We start from the raw sequence: 18,544 nt of genomic DNA, 5'->3' as shown, positions 1-18,544 counted from the left end.
GTCTTGCCGTAAGCCATAAAGAGCTAACCTCCTCGCAGCCTCCCCTGCGAAAGGAGTCCCTTTTCCGGGACAAGCAGGGAAAAGAGCAAGAGTACTCAAGGTGTGCAGGCGTCACCGCTCGCCAATGCCGCACTGGTCACTCCGCCGGAACCGGTGACGCTGATTTTCGAACCAGTCACAGCAGTGGTATTTTCAGCAGTGCCGCCACTGCTCATCGCACAGGTTACAAAACTGACCAAGGTCGTCGCTGTCCGCTTGAGCTGCCCCTGCTGACCGTAGCTGATGACCTTGCTGTCTTTCGCCGCAATGCCCACACCGCTTCTAGCCGTGGTATAGCGCAACAGCTTGAACGTCGCATCGGCATTGTTGAAATTCTGATCTGCCCCTTTCGTGCCGATCGGATAGGTATAGATGATCCAGCCACCTTCATAAGTCGTAGTGCCCGCACAAGTACTGCCATCCGTACTTGAACACACTGAAACGAAAGTGCCGCGATTCGCCGCCTCGGTGCGCGCATAAGAGAGGTCGGCCAACAACGCATTGCTGGCGGAGCTAACGTAATTGCGGCGAGTCAGGTCTCGATAACTGGGCACTGCGATCATCATCAATATCGCCAGCACAGCCAAGGTGACCATCAGCTCGATCAGGGTGAAACCGTTATCAGGCCGTTGTTGCGAGGTCATGGTATTCACCAGCAATTGCCGTTCGTTGTATCGCCGCTGAAGGTCTTAGCACCGGTGTCAGCGATACTAAGCACCAAGCACTTATCTGTGGCTTGCGCGTTCTGAGGTGTAGCCGATGCGGTATAGCCGCCATTCGCTAGCGTAATCGACGATAACAAGTAATAACCCTTCTCTGACGTCGTCGTACTACTGAACCCAGTGTTGGCAGTCGCTAGCGCGAAGTACGCGTTATTTGTCGAATAGTAGCGCTCCTGCGCGCTAGCCAGACGTAGTAACAACTCCTGTCCTTCTGCACGCCGCGCACGATACGCGTAGCGGCCATAAGCCGGCACCGCGATGGCGGCGAGGATGGCGATGATCGCCACCACCACCATCAACTCGATCAAGGTGAATCCGCGTATGCGCTTCATGAAACGTTCCCCGTCATTCATCTCATCAACGCCGATTGATTCCGGCTTACTGGTCATTATTCAATTTGCGCCATGAGCGGCGACGCCAGATCGCATCATCAATCGACAACACGCCACCACCAGCCAAGCCCAGCCCCGGGGTATACAGCTTGCCACCACCGACAGCGGTAGCCACCGGTACTGAACCGCTAGTCGGCGGATTATTGACGATACCGCCCACGACCCGATAAATACTGGTACCCGTCCAGGTGCTGACTGTGGGATTCGAAAGACCGCCACCCGAACCACCGGTTGCCGCATTCAACACCATCACCGCACCCTGGATGCTGGCATTGCATGGATCGGCAGTGCTCGGGATCAACGTGGTGACAATCGCGCGATTGGTATCGAACAGCGCACTGGGCGTTACCACCACACGCTCGCCTGCGGCCGTGGTGAGATTCAAATCGATGTACCAGCCGCCTTTGGTGGAATCCACTGCATAGTCGGTAAGACCACGCGCCGTCGTGTTCGCATTGGTAGTGCCGGCGGCTTCGACCAACGTCTGCGCTACCAAGTCGGCATGCTTCACTGGCGTGCCGGTGTTGAAATCGCGGATGCCATAAATCGATTGGGTTATCGCACTGGCACTGCTGTTATCGCCGGCACCGAGATACTTGCCAGTACCGAAGACCACGATGAAGCGGTTAGTCGCCGGATCCGGGAACAAACGAGGCATAGACGTGATCGGTTGCGCCCCTGCTGTCGCAGGTTGATAGGCCAGCGAAATCGTCCACTTTGTCGGATCGGCATCCGTCAAGTCGAAGCGCCACAGATTACCGACCAGGTCACCGGCAAAAGCCACATCATCGACCTGATCGTTGTTGTAATCGCCCAGCACGACCGAAGCCAGGCCATAGCTATTGATCGTATTGCCGGCACCGTCGGTAAGCGTAGTCGGCGTTTTCAGCTCCTGGATCAGCGCGCCGGTTTGCGCATCGAGCACAAACAGCGAGCTATAGGTATTGGATGCCGCAGGTGCCGTAGCGCAGTTGACTGGCTTATCGCCCTTGCTGCAGTCAGGGAAATAACCACCCGGCACCAAGACCACCCATTTACCGTTGGCAAGGCGGCCGATGTTCGGCTGGCCAAAGGTGTAACCGAGATGGGATGGATCAGCCCCGTTGGTAGCAACCGGTGCATCGGCATTGAATTCCCATAGCACCTTAGTGCTGGCATTGGCCTCAGTGACTGTGGTCGGGTCGGTGATATCCAGCGCATACACGCCACGGCCACCAAGCCGCAAACCACCGACCAGAATCGTATGCCAGCCGGTATTCGTACCGCTGCTGAAAAACACATCGCGAGTGATTGGCGTGGCATCTACCGTAGGCGAGAAGCTGAACTTCGTCTTGCTGGTGAGGCCGCCTAGATTGGCATAGACCGAACGTGGCACATACGCCCATAGCTCCTGACCTGCAGTGCTCGTAGGAATCAATTTGGGCGGCGTGCCGCCGTCCGATACCTGCGAAGCATCGAACGCATGCAGCATGCCGTCGTTGGCGCCCACATACACGGTCGCCTTGCGGGAGAGGTTATCGGACACAAACTGCTCATAGGAACGGCTCGGCGTCTCCGCCGCCGCATTGGCTTCGGGCGAGCCGCTGGGCCAGGTATTGCGATAGCCGCTGGCCGGATAGGCAACATAGACTGCCTGCGAATTGATGACGGCGCCAAGCAGGGTGTTACGCGAGCGGAATACGCCACTGGTTTCAAGGGTACGCACGCCACGCAGCCAATCGACGCGCGCCTGACCGGTGTCGTTGGTGGCGTCGGTACTGGCTGGTGTGCCCTTTATCAAGGTCTGCCCAGCGCTATCCAAATTTGCAAACGTCTTGAATGCAACACCGGTGTCAAAGCTGCCATCGGCTTTTTCTTTAGCGCTGAGGATCTGCCGTTTGGTTGGATCCGTTTGCTTCGAGTCGGTCAGAATGGCGCCGGCATCCCATAGCGACGTAGTCGATACAGTGCCATCGGTGTTCACGGTGAGCGCGATCAGCACACCACTCCAGTCGGCCGTGCTGTAGCCGGTAGCAAAACCGAGCGCGCCCTGAGTCAGCACGCTGGTGTTGAGCGCGCTGGTCACCGCAGGCACGCTGCGCGCCGTGATGCTGGCCAAGATCGAGGTCAATTGATCGACCAGATCTTTAGGGCTGCCTGCACTGAAGAACTGGCCGCGGCCGGCAAGCGCCGCATGCCAGGTGTCGTCAATATTGGCCGCGATACCGCCACCGGAACCATCTGGTGTCGGCCAACCGGCAGAGCCGGAAGAGTTGCTCTGGCCTTTGCGCAGCAAACATGCATCCGTCGAGTCGCTTGCACCTGACGAGCAATTGGTATCGGTCGAGAAGTTCAACTGACCGTTCACACCCAGTCCAACCAAATACTCGGACATATGTGGCCAAGTGGCAGGGTCGTTGGCGGGGTTGAAGTAAATCTCATTATTTACGTTGGCCGCCCCTACCTTGGATCCTGAAAGCGTCGACGTAGTAACCACGCCGGTGGTTTTATCCGGCATATATGGCGCAACAAACTTACCGCTTGCGGGCACGTAAAGATCGCTACGAAGGTTGGTTGCCCAGTAATGGAATGCAATGTCCGACAGGGAGGCATAACCAGTATCTCCTCCATCCAGCACGTCGGCATAAATTGAGGTGACACCCGCGCTTGCAGCACTCGGAAAAGCTACGGTATCGGGTAGCGTACTTATCGTCGAAGGCAGCGTGAGAGTGGATCGCGCCGGACCATCATTGCCACCGTTCCACAGACCATCGGTGACCAGCATGTGGAAGTTCTGCCGGCAAGCCAACTCATTACCATCGCCGGTGCCGGTTTGTGGCGGCTGCCAGTATGGATCCTTGAGATTACCGCTGGCGCCGGTATTGCCATTGCCTCTTGTATAGAACTTGCCGGCGCGAGTCACTGCACTGCGTGTCGGTGTACCACCGCTGGCAGGCACCTGAAACAACCAATTGTAGAAAGCGCTGCGGTAACAATCCGGTGGCGTTTTGACGCCAGTTGGCGATTGCAAACCTGACGGGCTCGCTGTGGCGCCACTGGTGCAATTCTTGGTGTCGATCAAACTACTGATAATGGCCGCGGCTGGCAGCTTATATGTCGACGTATTGAGATTTTGCCAAAGCACGCGAATGTTGCTGCCGAAGCCGCCATCTGTCGTTTTTGCGGCGAGTGCGCTAAAAACCCGCGAAATAGATGTGCGCGCCATTTGATTACGCGTACGGTAGTAGGCATACCAGTTGGCGAAGTTCTGATACTGGGCAGATGGCACTGGCACCGCTTCCCAGTTGCTGGCCGTATAAAGTGTATTGAGATCAGCAGTACTAGCCGGTGATCCATATGCGTTGAGGTTGACCGTCACTCCCGTCATCAGACGGTAGTAGTACGGACCACCGACTGGATAAGTAACGGAAGTGCCGTCGCTCAACGTATAGGTATTCCCATCCATCGGGCTGGAGCCGCTCCACTGGTCGCCACCACCGCCACCCGCTGCCGACCCCGTGCCGCACAGCCAGCGGTTATCTGTTTGGCCGCCATTCGTTCCCGTCAGATTGGTCACGCTGCCGGAGCTTGGCCTGTCCAGGTCGGGGTTGTTGTTGTATGCGGTAGTCGATGTCGCCACTGCCCCCATCGGCCGATTGACCGCAATACCATCCACCCACACGTTCTTCAGGGTGCTGTCCGCCGCCTTGAAATCCGTACCGTCGGCATTGGACGGCGGTTGGTAGGTAATGTTGGGATTGTAATAAACACCGTTCATCGCGATGGCGCGCATCGCCTTATCGCTGGCGGTCAGATGATCGGGATCGACCACGTTGGCGCAGCGCCAGGGACCATCGCTCCAGTCCGGCAAACCATTGATGGTGTTGCCTTGGTTATCGGTGGTGAACGGCGGGTTATCGTTCAAACGGGTCGACTGCATCGAGCCCGAATCGTCGAATGTCATCACGATATTCGGCGCCACCGCCTGGGTCATGTTCGGCGGCGTTGGGCTAAGCTCCACCGCGCCGACCGGAATAGTCGTCGCCGCCTGCACTGGCGCGGCAAAACCACCGACCAAGGTCAGCATCATGGCCAGCGAGGTCTGGCGCATGCGTTCGAGAATCATGTGTTTGGACATCAGGCGACGGCTAAACATGGCGCGGTAACTCCGACTCAAGGGGTAGCGCTGGCTCAATTACTTTTGGCCGCGAACGTGCTTTCCAGCGTGCGCACGGTATTGACGTTGCCGCCGGTGGCGCGCGCGGTGATGCGATAGATATGTCGGCTTGGGTTGGTGTAGCCGGTGCCCGTGCTACCGGTGGCGCCAGATTCGTGCAGACCGCCGTTGATACCTGGCGGCAACTCCACACCGAGATCCTCGATCATGTAAACCGGGTTTTTTGCTAATTGGGAATAGTTAGCGCTGGAACTTGAGGTGTAATCCAAGGTATTGGATGGCCCGGTATATGCCTGCGCGCCCGTGGTAAACCAACCCTGACTAGTACGGAAATTAGTCACCGTACCGGTGGCTCCATACACCGCGCTGCTCGGATCGTAGAGATAGCAACTACCGGTAAAAACACCGCTGCCGCAATTGAGCTGGCTGCCCACGGTGCTGGTAGTGGTCCACAATTTCCACTCGGCGCCACGTAGCGCGGTATCCGCACTCATTTCCGCCTGCTGCGCATTGCGCAGGCCACCGACCATGCGCTCTTGCAATAGCGACCGGCCCGAGGCGCTGATCGCCAGAATGGTCAGCAGCAGCAGAAAAATCAGCGCTATCACCAACACTACGCCACGTTGTGCATGTGCCGATCGATGTAGGGATTGCTTACTTGGCATCAACATAGCCGACTCCAGAATTCACTATCAGCGGCCACCGCATGGGCGCCATCGCTGCACTTAAGGGTTGAAGTTGCGTACCGACACCAGGGCAACGAATTCACGACGAATCAATTGATTGCTGAAGCCCTGGTCGCTGGGGTTGATGGTGAAATTACCTGGCGCAGTCGGCGTCGACTTCTTGTCAATGTTGTAGGTGTAAAGCAAATCAGTAGCCGCCAGAGACCCCAACTGAACCTGGCCGTCCATCAGCACGCTTATCTCGATACTGGTGATGGCCCGCCACATGCAGCCCGGGTCGGTACCCAAGGGGTTAGGCGCAGAAGGCGGACAATTGGTGCCGGCGTCGACTTGCGCTGCCGTGAGGTAACTGATGTTGCCATTACCGTCCTGCACGCCGTAGCGAAAATCCATGCGCTCGATACCACGGACAAGCTCGTCCTCGGAGCTACCCACCTTCTTGGGGTCGTTGCCATTGACTCGACGGATCAGGGCGCCAGTGGTCTGCCCGCCGCCCATATCCACGACCTTCAAGTAATAGGTCACGGTTTGAAAGTCGCGATTGAAATCGAACAATTTGGGCGCGGACTGCGGCGGCTGCGCCGTCGGCATGCTGTAGTTTTTGCTGGCGTTGGGGGTAATGACACCCGCCGAGGTAGCATCCGCCACGAAGATCTGCGCGTTCGAGCAGTCGGCCAACATGGCGAGGTCGCCCGATTTGAAATCGGTTATCGGCGGCTCACCCGTGCCCTGGGTGAGCGCGATGCTGGAGATGGTATTGCCGCTGGCGGCGCCGTTGGTGGTGGCCACGGTGCCACTGCCGATAGCCCATCCGCGTGATGAGTTTACGTAGCGCACAGTGATGACATCAGCGCCGACCACACGGCTGCCCACAGCCTTACCCATCGCTGGAATGGCAGTAACACTGGTATTTGGATCTACCTTTGTGCAGGCGGTCGCGGTGCAATCGTAGCCGCGCATCGAAAGAAACGAGGGAAAGGTATACGGCGAGCCGACGCTTGAAGCGGCAGCGGGGTATGAGACGCCATCCATCGGCGTCGTCACATCCGATATCGCTGCGGTGAGGTTGGTGCCCTTGGCATAGACGGTAGGCGCGCGCAAACGATCCAGATAGGTACCGGCGCTCTGCAGCTTGGCCGTGCCGCCGCTATTGGTGCAGTACTGGCCGTTGGCCATGCGCAGGTCTTCGCTCAAACGCGTGATTGCGAAGCGCCCTTCCTCCTGCAACCGTGCAAGCTGGGTCTGCGCCCGGTTGCTGTTAGAGGTGGATAGAAACACCGTGATGATGCCGGCGGCGACCAACAGGCCCAAGACCATCGCAATCATCAGCTCGATCAGGGTAACGCCGGACTGATGGCTTGTTGAGCGGCGCGTGAAAAGTAAGCGGTGCGTCATGGCTGAAAATTCCAGGCAAATTTCTGCGTACCAACGCCTCGGCCGGAAGTGGTGCGAGCCTCGGCTTCTTTGCGCTCATCCCAACTGATGGTCATCAAGCAGTTGCCGCCGTAAGGCGGGCGCATCGCAACCTGGCCGCCCGCCACCGGATCGAAGCCGGCGGAGGTGTTGGTGCAAATGACCGTAGCCGTTTGATTGGGCAGAAACGTCTTTAGCTGATTGACCCATATCTGCTGGTCGCGCTTGGCCAGTTGTGCCGGTGAACAGGCCGTATTAAGGCAAGCGTCGGTGCTCGATACTGTGGTGGGTAACGCGTTGGTATCGGTGTTGTAGTTGCCATTCCATACGCCCATGGGATTGGCGCGCATGCGATCGGCCATGTTGCCGGCGAGAAATGTCACTTGCGTGCGCAGGTAAGCTGCCTCGTTGGAACGTGTAGCCATGACCAGCAGGCCGGCCAGGCCGATCAGGCCAATGCTGAAAATCAGCACAGCCATCAACACCTCGATCAACGAGACGCCTCGCTGACGCGATAAGACTTGCATATCGATGCCCCTGAATGTGCGCCCTGGCACTTTGCCCACTGGTACCCCTGGACGCACTCTAGCCATCGCACGGGATGCGCCAAGTGCCCCACCGACGAGCGGCGGTAATCTGCCGATGAGCGGTTAAGCGGCGGCGGCGGGCGTGATTGGCATCACGCTTGGGCTTTGCCTGCACTTCAACTCCCTCCCCTGCTAGTAGGGGAGGGTTGGGGAGGGGTGCACACTTGCAGCAAGAGGAGCAAAGCAAAAGCAAGGGAAAGCAATAGTGCTTTAAGCAGGCGAGCAACCATCACCAAGCGCCAACACCTTGGCGCTGGCGCTGCCAGAGCCGCTCACCTCCAAGCGTGAGCCAGGCACCGCCGCCGTATTCTCAGCGGTGGCCGTGCAGATGACCAAACGGATCGGCACGTCAGCATCGGGACGCTTGAGCTGACCCTGCTGGCCGTAGGTAATGATCTTGCTGTCTTCTGCCATCACGACGACACCGCTTCGAGCGGTAGTGTGACGCAACAAGGTGAAATCGGTCGTTCCACCTACGTAGGCCTTGTTCGCGCCCAAGGTCACGGGATACGCATAAACCAGCCAGCCCGGCGCATAGTCGGCGGTGACCGTGCAGCGCGTGCCGTCAATACTGGGACATACCGAAACGAACATAGCCCGCATGATGGCTTCGGTACGCGCGTAGGCAAGATCGGTAAGTAGCACATGAGTGACCGAGCTGATCTGATGACGGCGGGTGAGATCGCGAAAATGGGGCACAGCCACCATCGTCAAGATCGCCAGCACAGCGACGGTGACCATCAGTTCAACCAAGGTGAAAGCGCGTTGGTCTCGTGGCCGTCCAGTCAACGGTGTCACCAGCAGTTGCCATTTGAAGTGGTGCCGCTGGCGTCTTTTTTCCCGCTGCTGCTGATCGTCAATTCAAGGCAGGCATCGTTCGCCTGCATACCCTGCGGTTGAGCGATAGCGACATAACCCTGCGCGGCCGTGCCTATCGATGCTGCCAACGTGACGCGAGCGCTGTAGTAGCCCTTTTCGGACATCACATCGACGAAGCCAATATCGGCCAACGCGCCATAGGTGTTGTAGGTCGCGTAATGACGCTCCTGCGCATGGGCGATACGCAACAGCAGCTCTTGTCCGTCTACGCGTCGCGCTCGATCCGCATAGCGGCCATAAGCGGGGATGGCGATGGCCGCGAGTATGGCGACGATAGCTACCACCACCATCAACTCGATCAAGGAAAAACCAAACACGCGCATGACCTGACGCTCCCTGTTATTGATCATTGTTCAATACCCGCCACGAGCGCCGACGCCAGATCGCATCGCCAAAGGAAAAAGCTTTGCTGGGATCCTTTTCCATTTTCACGCCGGGTACGTACAACCGCCCTCCTCCTATGCCAGTTGCTACCGGCAAATAGCCGCCCGTCGGTGGGTTGCTTACCCGTCCACCGGCCTGCTCATAGTCTGCCGGCCAGCCGGGAATATCTCCGAAACTCATACTGGCACCTGCGCTGCCAGTGGCGATGTCGATCACGATCACCGCGCCCTTCAGCTCCGGCTCGCAAGGATCGTCGCCTTGCGGAATCAAGGTATTGATGACAGCGCGGTTGCTATCGAACAAAGCCGTGGCATCCACCACCATGCGCTCACCCTTGGCGCCGTCGATATCGAGATTGAAATACCAGCCCCTGACGGCCATACCTCCCGTGCTGGTGGCTGGCATGGGGTTATCGGTAAGGCCACGGATGCCATTCACCTCGATCATGCTTTGCTGTACCAAGGGCGTGGCGATATCGCCTTCAATCACCACCGGCTGGCCCGCGCGGCCAACATCGCGAATACCGTAGACGGCTTGCGTCTTGGTTTGTGCACTAATCACATTGTCGCTGCGACCGAGATACTTGCCGGTGCCGAACACCACCGTGAAGCCAGCGCTCAATGGCGTGGGAAACAAGCGTGGCATCACCGTCACCGGGCGGTCGCCGGGGTGTTTAGGCCGAAACAACAACTCCACCTTCCAGTTGGCCGGCGACGCATCGGTAAAATCGAAGCGCCAGATATTGCCTTGCAGGTCACCAGCAAAAGCAACGTCGTCGATTTGATCGCCGTTGTAGTCACCCAACACCGGCGTGGTCAGGCCATAGCTCACCACGTTGCCGACGCCTGGCACTTGGGCAGGTGTCTTGATCTCGCGAATCAAGGCGCCAGTGAGCGCATCCAGCACGAATAGAGAACTGAAATTATGACTGGCCGCGGGGGCGGTGCTGCCCTCCGGGAAATAGCCCGATGACACCAGCACTACCCACTTGCCATTGGCAAGCCGACCGATATTGGGGCGTCCATAGGTGTAACCGAGATTTTCGCCGCCAGGACTGGTGTTGTTGAACTCCCACATGGCTCTTTCGACGGGCCCGACTGCAGCATCGACATCGGTAATATCCAGCGCATAGACGCCACGCCCACCCAGGCGCAAACCGGCCACCAGCATGGTGCGCCAGGATGCGCTGGCATGACCGGTTGCGCCGTACACATCGCGGCTCACCGGCGTGCCGTCCACCGTAGGCATAAAATTGAAATCAGCCAGTGACGACCACTGACTTAGCCGCCCATAGACCGAGTACGGCACATAGGCCCAACGCTCTTTACCGGGTGACGGCGCAACATCCACCAGGACTGGGTCGGTGCTGGCCGTGGTGGCGTCGAAAGCGTGCAGCATGCCGTCGTTGGCGGCCACATAAATCGTCGGTGCGCGTTTGCTTTTGTCCGCGCGGAATTGTTCGTAGCTGGCTCCATGGCTTGCAGCCTGAGCCTCTGGCGAACCCGCGGGCCAGTTGTCGCGATATCCGCTGGCAGGGCTGCCGACATAAAGTGCCTGCGCATTGATGACCGGGCCAAGCACGGAGCTGCGCGGCCGGAATAGCGCGCCCTCCTTGCTGCGGTTGCCGCGCAACCAGGCGACATGATCGGCACCGCGGCCGTTGGCATCGAAATCAGGGTCGGCGGCCTTCAATGCCGCACCCGCCGTGGCCCAGGTAAATGTAGCGCCTTTACCTGGGCCGCTACCCGTACTGGTCAGGATAACCCGCGTGTCGTTGCCTGCTGCGCGGGCGTCGAGCAAAGCAGCGGCATCCCACAACACACCGGAGCTAACCATGCCCGCCGCATCCACTGGCCTGGCTTGCACGCTCCCTTTCCATGTAGTGGTGTCGAAGCCAGCCTGGTAGATCACCGACGCCGGTCCGAGTACGGCGCTGCTCAGGCTACCGGCCACCGTGGTGGTATTGCGCGAAGCAATGCTGCTAATGATGCGCGTCATCGCATCGACCAAGGCAGTCGGGTTGTTAGCCGAGATGTACTTACCCCGGCTATTGAGTGCGGCATGCCACATATCATCGATTTTTCTGCCGTCGGCGCCATCCCAAGGTATAGGCACAGGCCAGGATAAGCTGCCCTTGCGCAACCCGTTGTAGGTAACCTCGTTATTAGGCAGCGTGCCGAACACACCAAAGCCAACCATGTATTGCACCAGATGCGGCCAGGTGGCCGGATCGTTGGCGGGGTTCCAGTAGACCTCCTTGTTGCTGCGCGGATCTGCCCCGGATGCCAACGGCTTGCCGAACAGCGTAGTCGATTGATCTGGGAAATACGGCGGCACTTTCCGCCGATTAGCTTCGTCCGCGAACAAAGAGTTTTTATCCGACGAAAGCCCGGCTTGCAAATCCCTTGCCCAGTAATGGAAGGCAATATCGGCCATGGTACCTATATTGTTATCAGGCTCGTTCCAGAAAATACTGCTCTCGCGATCCGATGTTGAAAACCCCTGCAAACCATCGGGCAAGCTGGGAATGACGCTGCGATCATGCCCCGACGGTTGCAGAGAAAGATCCCGAGTCCACAAGCCGTCGGTCATCAAGATATGGAAATTTTGACGGCAAACGAGTTCTTTGCCGGCATCCCTATCCCAATAGGGGTTGCTGTCGACCGCGCCGCGGCGATTGGTAAAATACTCTCCCACCCGCATAGTCGCTATTCGACTAGGCGTCCCGCCTGGTGCTTCTAAATTGAATAGCCAATCGTAAAATCGGGTACGGACATGGTTAGTCGCGGCATCGTCGACAAACTTATATATCGCCGTATCGTTACGCAGATGGTTCGCATTAAGTCCTTGCCATGCCACTCGAACATTACCATTGAGCGACGAAAAAACATGCGACATCGAGGTAATCGCCGACATCAGTCGAGTACTGTAATACGAATACCAGTTGGCGTAATTCTGTTTCTCCGCATCTGTACCGAGGGGAACGAACACCCAATTACTCTGCAGATAGAGATTACTCAAGGCCGTGGCGGTAAGCGCGCCATAGCCATCGAGTGGCAGGCTGTCTTTACTACCCGTGTATTTGTAATATCCGCCTCCGATATTATTATTGCAGCTTACCTTAGTCGACAAATTGTACCTATTATAATAACGAGCCGGGTGCCGATGACTATTGAGAGGTATATTGCTCAATATGCCGCTGACCCATGCATTGTTATATGGTGAATCAGGCATAGCCGCACCATCGGCTCTCAATGGTGGATCGTATTTAATATCCGGATTATAGTAAACACCGTTCATGCTCCACGTGCGCGCATCGGCAGGGTCGGCCACACCGGGGGAAATACCTGGTGTAATGACCCCAGCACAGGCAAAGACAGGATCCCAGTTATTCCATGAACCATACGGATGCTGCATATAGGGCTGATTATCCGGCATCCTTTGACGATCCATCGAACCGGAGTCATCAAAGGTCAGCACCACGTTGGGCGCAACCGCAATCATCGCCGCTGGCGGACCAGCGCTTAAATCCAGCGTGCCCGCCATGGAAGTGGCGCAAGCCCCAGCCAGCAGTGCCGACAGCAAGCCGGCAGCCACCGCCACGCGATGCTTACGGAATAAAGATGCGCTGCGCATGACGATAGCCTCCATGCTTTATTGGGCTTTACCGGCAAACGTGCTTTCCAGCACACGGATACTCGGGCCGCCCCCGGTAGCACGCGCGGTAATGCGGTAGATGCGACGCCCGGTGCTGGTGGGGCCGGCGCCGGCGCTGCTGGTGACGCCCGATTCATGGGCGGCGCCCGCGCCCGGCGGCACCTCCGGCCCCAGGTCTTCGATGATGTAGCGCGGATTTTTCGCCAATGCGGCAAGCTTCTTTTCAGCAGCGCTCAAGCTACTGCCGTTGAGCGTGGTGTAGTCGTAGCTGCCGCTGCTGCCTTTGTATTCGGTAGCTCCGTCGATGACCCAGCCCGCGCTGGCGCGGAAGTTTTCGACATGGGCAATCGGGTTGGCTGGGTCGTAGCTATAGCAGCCGACAATCACGGTGGTGCCGCAGTTGCTGGCGGCGCTGTCCGAACTTGCCTTCCATAGCCGCCATTCGGCGCCGCGCAGCGCCATCTCGGCTGCCATCTCGGCTTTTTGTGCGTCGCGGAGATTGCCCGCCATGCGCTCTTGCAACAAGGTATGCCCCGATGCGCTGAGTGCCAGAAGGGTTATCAGCAGCAAAAAAATCAGGGCAACGACCAGAACAACGCCGCGCTGGGCGCACCTTGACCGATGCATCGATGGATGACTGTTTGGCCTCGACATGACTTGCTCCATGGTGGTGCCGCATACCCTGTCCTGAGTGGGCAGCAAGTGTTTCAGGGGTTGTAATTGCGCACGGAAATCAGCGTGTGGAATTCGCGTCGCAGCCTGGTTTCTTCAAAGCCCTGGTCGCCTGGCTGCACTTTGCGTGTGCTTGCCGTTGCGGATTGCGGCGAGGTGTCGCCATCCATGCTGTAGAGGTAATTGATGTCTTTGGCGGCCAATGCATGGATAGCGTGCTGGCCACTCATCAACACGTGCGCCTCGATACTTTTCACTGCCCGCCATAGACAGCCGTAATCGCTGCCCAATGGCCCGGGCGTGGACGGCGGACAACTAATGCTGCCGCCTGCACGTGTATCCACCTCGTTCGCGGTGAGGTAACGAACAGTGCCGGCGGCGTCTTCTATGCCGTAGAGAAAATCGAGCCGCTCGACCCCGCGCACCACTTCGTGATCGGTACCGTTGAGCCTGCGTATCAATGCCCCGGCGGTATGGCCGCTACCGTTGTCGACGACCTTTAAGTAATAGGTGACCGTGTTGAAGTCGCTGCTGAAATTGAACAGCCTGCCCCCTGATAAATCGTGCTGTGCCACCGGGGCAGCAAGGTTTTCATTGGCCCCAGTGCCTGATGGGTAGAACTCGTTGCCGCCTTGCAAACTGACCGCGAAAATCTGCGCATGAGAACAGTCCGCCAACAGCATCAGATCGCCGCTGTTTTTGTAGTAGTCGGCAATGGCCGGCTCGCCCATGCCCGGCACGATGCGGATATGGCTGATGACCCCATCGGCGTTGACTACCTTGCTGTTGACACCCAAAGCCCAGCCGCCGGATGAATTCATATAGCGCAAGGTGATAACGCCAGCCCCCACCACACGGCTGCCGACACCCTTCCCTGCCGCCGGCAACATGCCTGGACTGACTGGCACACAGCCGCCCCGCTTATCGCAATCGTAGCCACGCATGGATAAGAACGACGGAAAGTCATAAGGCGCCGTGGGCGCTGCCGGATACGGCGTCAGGCCCCATGGCGTAGTGACGTCGCCCAACGCCTGAATAAGCGTTTTTGCCTGCACCGTAGGCGCGCGCAAAGGCGACACATAGACACCGCCCATGCTCTTGCTTACACCGCCGGTGCTGGCGCAGTACTGCGCATTGGCCATGCGTAGATCCCTGGCAAGAAGGGTGATGGCATAACGCCCGTCCTCTTGCAGGTTGGCAAGCTGCTTCTGCACCCGGTTGCCGGTAGCGGTAGCCAGAAAAACGCTGATGATGCCGGCAGTAACCAGCAAGCCAAGCACCATGGCCACCATCAACTCCACCAAGGTGATACCCGCCTGCTGCGAATACGTAAAACGCGCGCCGATCACGGCTGAAACTCCCAGGCGTAGGTTTGCCAATCGGCATCGCGATGATTCTTATCGCCGGCCTTGCGCTCGACCCAACGGATGGTCATGGCGCAACTGCCGCCGTAGGGCGGACGCATATTGATTTGGTCTGGCGAGAGCGCGAAACCTACCGAGCTTTTGTCGCAACTGATCGATGCGACGGCATCAGGCAAGGTAGCGCTTAGCATGGTGCCCCACACATGCTGGTCGCGCGCGGCGACTTGATCTGGCGAGCATGCACTGCTGGCGTTGCAAACCTGTTGGTTACTGACCGAAGAATAGGAGGCGTTGTAGCTACCGCTCCATACGCCCACGGGGTTGGCGCGCATGCGGTCAGCCATGTTGCCGGCCAGAAACGTCGCCTGGGTACGCAGATAAGCCGCCTGATTGGAGCGCGCAGCCATGACCATCAACCCGGCCAGACCGATCAGGCCGATGCTGAAAATAAGCACCGCCACCAACACCTCGATCAGCGAAATTCCACGCTGATGTGACACGACGAGCATGGAGATCCTTTCCAACTTCCTAGCCGTCAAACTCTGACCAGTCGCCCGCCCCCAGGCAATGAGAAAATTCTGAAAATTCTTTTATATATAACTGCTTATTATGGTTTTACCTGATGGCGTCACATTGAATGCTCACACCCGCCCTGACGGAGGCGGCAAGGACAGCCCCGCCGGCATACCAAGTCGAGCTTGCGCACTGACATATCGCACCGTAGAATTCTCGGCTCTTTGCCGGAATAGCTCAGTTGGTAGAGCGGCGCATTCGTAATGCGTAGGTCGGAGGTTCGATTCCTCTTTCCGGCACCAATACTTGGCTTAGTAGCGCGGTTTCACAGATACCCATGGGCAATTTGTGGGCCGCGCTTCTTTGTTTATCAGTCCGTAAGACAGCCCCGGCCTATCCTCCAAGCAATGGACCGCATCAACTTTAGGCCGCAAGCTGGTGCTCGTAAGAAAGGCCGTGGCCTGTCGTCGAAGATCGCGTACATCGATCCTAGGGGGCTTGGTGACTATGAGCCTACAACTGGCGATGAGTGTAGTGTAGAAGTCGCAATAGCGCGGACCTGGAGGCGCTCTATTGAGCTTCCCATAACGACTCTTAATCCATCGCTCAGCGTGCCCCTGGGCCTTCTCCACCACTCGACGGCTGCTGGGGTTAGGTATATCGCGGTGCAACGCCACCAATAAAGCCAGCGATGGCATAGCTCAGCTTGATGCCGAGCGTCGTGCTAACTGGCTCAGTCATACGCCCTCGAAGAGTTGGCGCTCAGCAGCACGTTGTTTAACTAAGCCGCCCAGGACGACTCCACCTGTGCTATTCCAGCGATCGATCTCGTTGGCAGCGCCGACATAATCGCCTGCGTTAAGTTTACGCACCCGGCATATCCACCTAGGGGCGCGCAACAGAAACGAAAAAAACCCGCCGAATGGCAGGGCTTTGTTTGAGCATCGAACTTCTAGGCTAGTAGAAAAACATCAAAAAATGTCCGGACGCAACAGTTTGCAAGATCATTTTTCTCCACACGGCCTGAATATGGCTAGTGGTGTGATCCCAAAAGCTGAATATGGCCGTCCAACAAGCTCACGAAGACCATTGACAACCTCGGCCATATCAGCGATCAGGTTGCCAGACATTTCATCACTTTCGCTTGGGGCCTGGTCAGGAAGTGCATCGAGGATTCCAACGATGTACCACTCACCTTGCAGGGTTCCACCATGCTTCAGAGCAATGAAGTGCGAGCTAAATGTGGGATCTGAGTCGTTGAGCATGCCCCAAAAATCATTAGTAGCAGTACGAAGCTTCACCTGCACAGTTGGAGGAATCTCCTTCAGGACCGAGCCGGCGATATCGATCTCATGCTTTACTTTTGCCTTCTTATGGCTCGGGGCATTCCCGATGATGGTCTTTGTAAAAGGATCCCAAAGCCTCTTAATCAAATCTAGGTCGCGCAGATTCACCTTTCCTGATATCTGTACGATGCTCCCTAGAGTTAACTGACTCTCGTCCTTTATGCGACCTGTCTGTTGCAGGATCGTAAGCGCATTAATAGGCAGGAGAAAGCTTGAATCGAACTGACGTTCAAGCCCCTCAGAGGCGCCATCAGTGACTCCGCCTTCTGCTGAAGCAATCGCGGATGGACCTACCTTGAATTTGCCGTTGTTGCTTGTGCTTGATGATGATGTGCGCTTGGCAAGAGTGATAACCCCATCATCACTTAATTGAGCAAGAAGAGACGCGAGCCGCTGTCTATCTACATAGAGAAAATCAAAGATGGAATCGTCCTGAGCCTGCTCTTGCGCCACGCTTGATATCTCCCTTGATCCGCTCAATTTCACGCTCCTGTTGCTCACTGTGCCTGAGCAGGGATTCGGCAAATTTGCCAACAGCGCGTACAAGCCTTACTTCGCTACCGCTGGAAGCGTCAGTAACGGCTGTTGCGAGTTCTTTCAGGTCTTTACGCATGATGGTTATTTTGCGCCGATTGCGTAGGGATTCAATGTACCACCTTACTAACGTTCATGTCCAAGCGCGCCAACATAGTCATATGTGCATGATTTTACTATATTTAACAGACACTTCAAGACATAGAAAGAGGCTCAAAGATCCCCTCGGAAGGATACTAAAGTGCCCTCATTCTCTGTCAGGCGTATTGCGGCAAATCCACTGACGCTGGGATCTTGAGCCAAGCAGCAACATGTACGTGGCCAAGCTAGAGCTGGTCATAGTAAGCAGTCCTTCCGAGCTGTATGCCGGTACGACGTGGGGCGTCGAGCTTATGCTTCTCACAAGCGTTTCGCATCCAATATTCTGCAGGCAGCACCCTCACCGTTCGATAGCCGCCTAATTGCTTCGCCGGCGAAACCTTCTTTAGGCGTCGGTCACGCCACGCAGTGATATCCTTCGGCTTCAGGGCACTCATTTTGCGATCCGCAATCATGTCCGAAGCCATTGAGTTGAGCCGGACGATTTCCCATTTAGCGCCAGCATTCTCCGTGGACACCTCCTTCTGATAGCGATCTATGGCGTCGCCGAAGGTCTTATCTGGTAGCTTCTTGCCGGATAGCTGCGCCTCGCGCTCCACGGCCCACGCAGAGGCTTCCTGCTTGGTAGGTTTGACCGTAGACTCGCGCACGGTATCGACATAGACCTGCACGCGCCATCTCTTGCCATGCATGTAGATGCCGTCCGAGCGCACCGATAACGCATCAACGTCAGTTGCGCCCATAAGCAACTGACGCATGGTGGCGCGTGCGCTGCACCGTACGCGCGTAGAAAAATCATAGATAACCAGCAGTCCCTCAACTCACTCAGCCAAAGTCCCCAACGACGACGCATAGCGGAAACCTTCCTCACGCCGCTTTCACAGGACACATTGTTTTATCGGCATACAGATTTGGGGGAATCTAGAGGGGGGAGTGAGTTTCGATTTTCACGCGCTTGGTCGCAACCGAGACGCGTAACTCATCTATTGCATCGCGTTTACATCGCGTTTACATCGCGTTTTTCAGAAAGTCGCGCCAGCAAGTGGGTCGCGATTCGCAATCGCTTTGTTCGAATTTGCTGCAAAGCAAGTTCATGCTGCC

The 18,544-nt window shown here is 57.2% G+C and carries 16 protein-coding genes and 1 tRNA gene; 1 reads left to right on the top strand and 16 read right to left on the bottom strand.

All coding sequences use genetic code 11. From position 1 onward, the window contains the following. Positions 1-95: 95 nt before the first annotated feature. The 12 genes from DVJ77_RS20150 to pilV (DVJ77_RS20095) form a co-directional block, all read right to left on the bottom strand. Positions 96-683 carry a GspH/FimT family pseudopilin gene (locus DVJ77_RS20150; RefSeq protein ID WP_162791616.1) on the bottom strand — a complete coding sequence of 196 codons (588 nt, stop codon included), beginning with the start codon at positions 681-683 and terminating at the stop codon, positions 96-98. 5 nt (positions 684-688) lie between these two features. Beyond that, on the bottom strand, positions 689-1,093 hold the full coding sequence (locus tag DVJ77_RS20145) for a type IV pilin protein (protein WP_114847338.1): 405 nt from the start codon (positions 1,091-1,093) through the stop codon (positions 689-691). Between the two features lie 46 nt (positions 1,094-1,139). Continuing rightward, on the bottom strand, positions 1,140-5,288 hold the full coding sequence (locus tag DVJ77_RS20140; protein ID WP_114847323.1) for a pilus assembly protein: 4,149 nt from the start codon (positions 5,286-5,288) through the stop codon (positions 1,140-1,142). 35 nt (positions 5,289-5,323) lie between these two features. Continuing rightward, entirely contained in the window at positions 5,324-5,980 is a 657-nt protein-coding gene (locus DVJ77_RS20135; RefSeq protein WP_114847322.1) for a pilus assembly PilX family protein, read from the bottom strand. Between the two features lie 54 nt (positions 5,981-6,034). After that, positions 6,035-7,390 carry a PilW family protein gene (locus DVJ77_RS20130; RefSeq protein WP_114847337.1) on the bottom strand — a complete coding sequence of 452 codons (1,356 nt, stop codon included), beginning with the start codon at positions 7,388-7,390 and terminating at the stop codon, positions 6,035-6,037. Continuing rightward, positions 7,387-7,935, bottom strand: a complete 549-nt coding sequence (gene pilV, locus DVJ77_RS20125; protein ID WP_162791614.1) for a type IV pilus modification protein PilV — start codon at positions 7,933-7,935, stop codon at positions 7,387-7,389. Before pilV (DVJ77_RS20125) ends, DVJ77_RS20130 begins: the two co-directional genes overlap by 4 nt. Positions 7,936-8,205: 270 nt before the next feature. After that, on the bottom strand, positions 8,206-8,793 hold the full coding sequence (locus tag DVJ77_RS20120; protein WP_114847320.1) for a GspH/FimT family pseudopilin: 588 nt from the start codon (positions 8,791-8,793) through the stop codon (positions 8,206-8,208). Further along, the gene (locus DVJ77_RS21560; protein ID WP_162791613.1) at positions 8,790-9,197 is read right to left on the bottom strand and encodes a type IV pilin protein; all 408 of its coding nucleotides are present in this window, start codon (positions 9,195-9,197) and stop codon (positions 8,790-8,792) included. Before DVJ77_RS21560 ends, DVJ77_RS20120 begins: the two co-directional genes overlap by 4 nt. Positions 9,198-9,213: 16 nt before the next feature. Beyond that, positions 9,214-12,390 carry a pilus assembly protein gene (locus DVJ77_RS20110; RefSeq protein WP_162791612.1) on the bottom strand — a complete coding sequence of 1,059 codons (3,177 nt, stop codon included), beginning with the start codon at positions 12,388-12,390 and terminating at the stop codon, positions 9,214-9,216. 522 nt (positions 12,391-12,912) lie between these two features. After that, positions 12,913-13,569, bottom strand: coding sequence for a pilus assembly PilX family protein (locus tag DVJ77_RS21260; RefSeq protein WP_162791611.1), 657 nt, complete (start codon positions 13,567-13,569; stop codon positions 12,913-12,915). Between the two features lie 53 nt (positions 13,570-13,622). Then, entirely contained in the window at positions 13,623-14,936 is a 1,314-nt protein-coding gene (locus DVJ77_RS20100) for a PilW family protein (protein WP_162791610.1), read from the bottom strand. Continuing rightward, entirely contained in the window at positions 14,933-15,460 is a 528-nt protein-coding gene (gene pilV / locus DVJ77_RS20095; RefSeq protein WP_114847317.1) for a type IV pilus modification protein PilV, read from the bottom strand. The genes DVJ77_RS20100 and pilV (DVJ77_RS20095) overlap by 4 nt, the downstream gene beginning before the upstream one ends. A gap of 230 nt (positions 15,461-15,690) precedes the next feature. On the opposite strand from pilV (DVJ77_RS20095), the gene DVJ77_RS20090 reads away from it, so the two are divergent. Beyond that, positions 15,691-15,766 (top strand) — tRNA-Thr (locus DVJ77_RS20090). Positions 15,767-16,201: 435 nt separating this feature from the next. Here the strand turns inward: DVJ77_RS20090 and DVJ77_RS21735 are convergent. From DVJ77_RS21735 to DVJ77_RS20075, 4 genes are all read right to left on the bottom strand, one after another. After that, positions 16,202-16,336: a glycoside hydrolase family protein gene (locus DVJ77_RS21735; RefSeq protein ID WP_380038166.1), complete on the bottom strand. Its 135-nt coding sequence runs from the start codon at positions 16,334-16,336 to the stop codon at positions 16,202-16,204. 132 nt (positions 16,337-16,468) lie between these two features. Then, positions 16,469-17,263, bottom strand: coding sequence for a DUF6414 family protein (locus DVJ77_RS20080; protein WP_114847316.1), 795 nt, complete (start codon positions 17,261-17,263; stop codon positions 16,469-16,471). Continuing rightward, positions 17,226-17,423 carry a hypothetical protein gene (locus DVJ77_RS21255; RefSeq protein ID WP_162791609.1) on the bottom strand — a complete coding sequence of 66 codons (198 nt, stop codon included), beginning with the start codon at positions 17,421-17,423 and terminating at the stop codon, positions 17,226-17,228. Before DVJ77_RS21255 ends, DVJ77_RS20080 begins: the two co-directional genes overlap by 38 nt. A gap of 247 nt (positions 17,424-17,670) precedes the next feature. Then, positions 17,671-18,201, bottom strand: coding sequence for a hypothetical protein (locus DVJ77_RS20075; RefSeq protein ID WP_162791608.1), 531 nt, complete (start codon positions 18,199-18,201; stop codon positions 17,671-17,673). Between the last annotated feature and the right edge of the window lie 343 nt (positions 18,202-18,544).

The sequence above is a fragment of the Dyella tabacisoli genome, from assembly GCF_003350925.1.
In the GTDB taxonomy this organism is placed as follows: Bacteria; Pseudomonadota; Gammaproteobacteria; order Xanthomonadales; family Rhodanobacteraceae; genus Dyella_C; species Dyella_C tabacisoli.
This window is presented reverse-complemented; position numbering and strand designations above follow the sequence as displayed.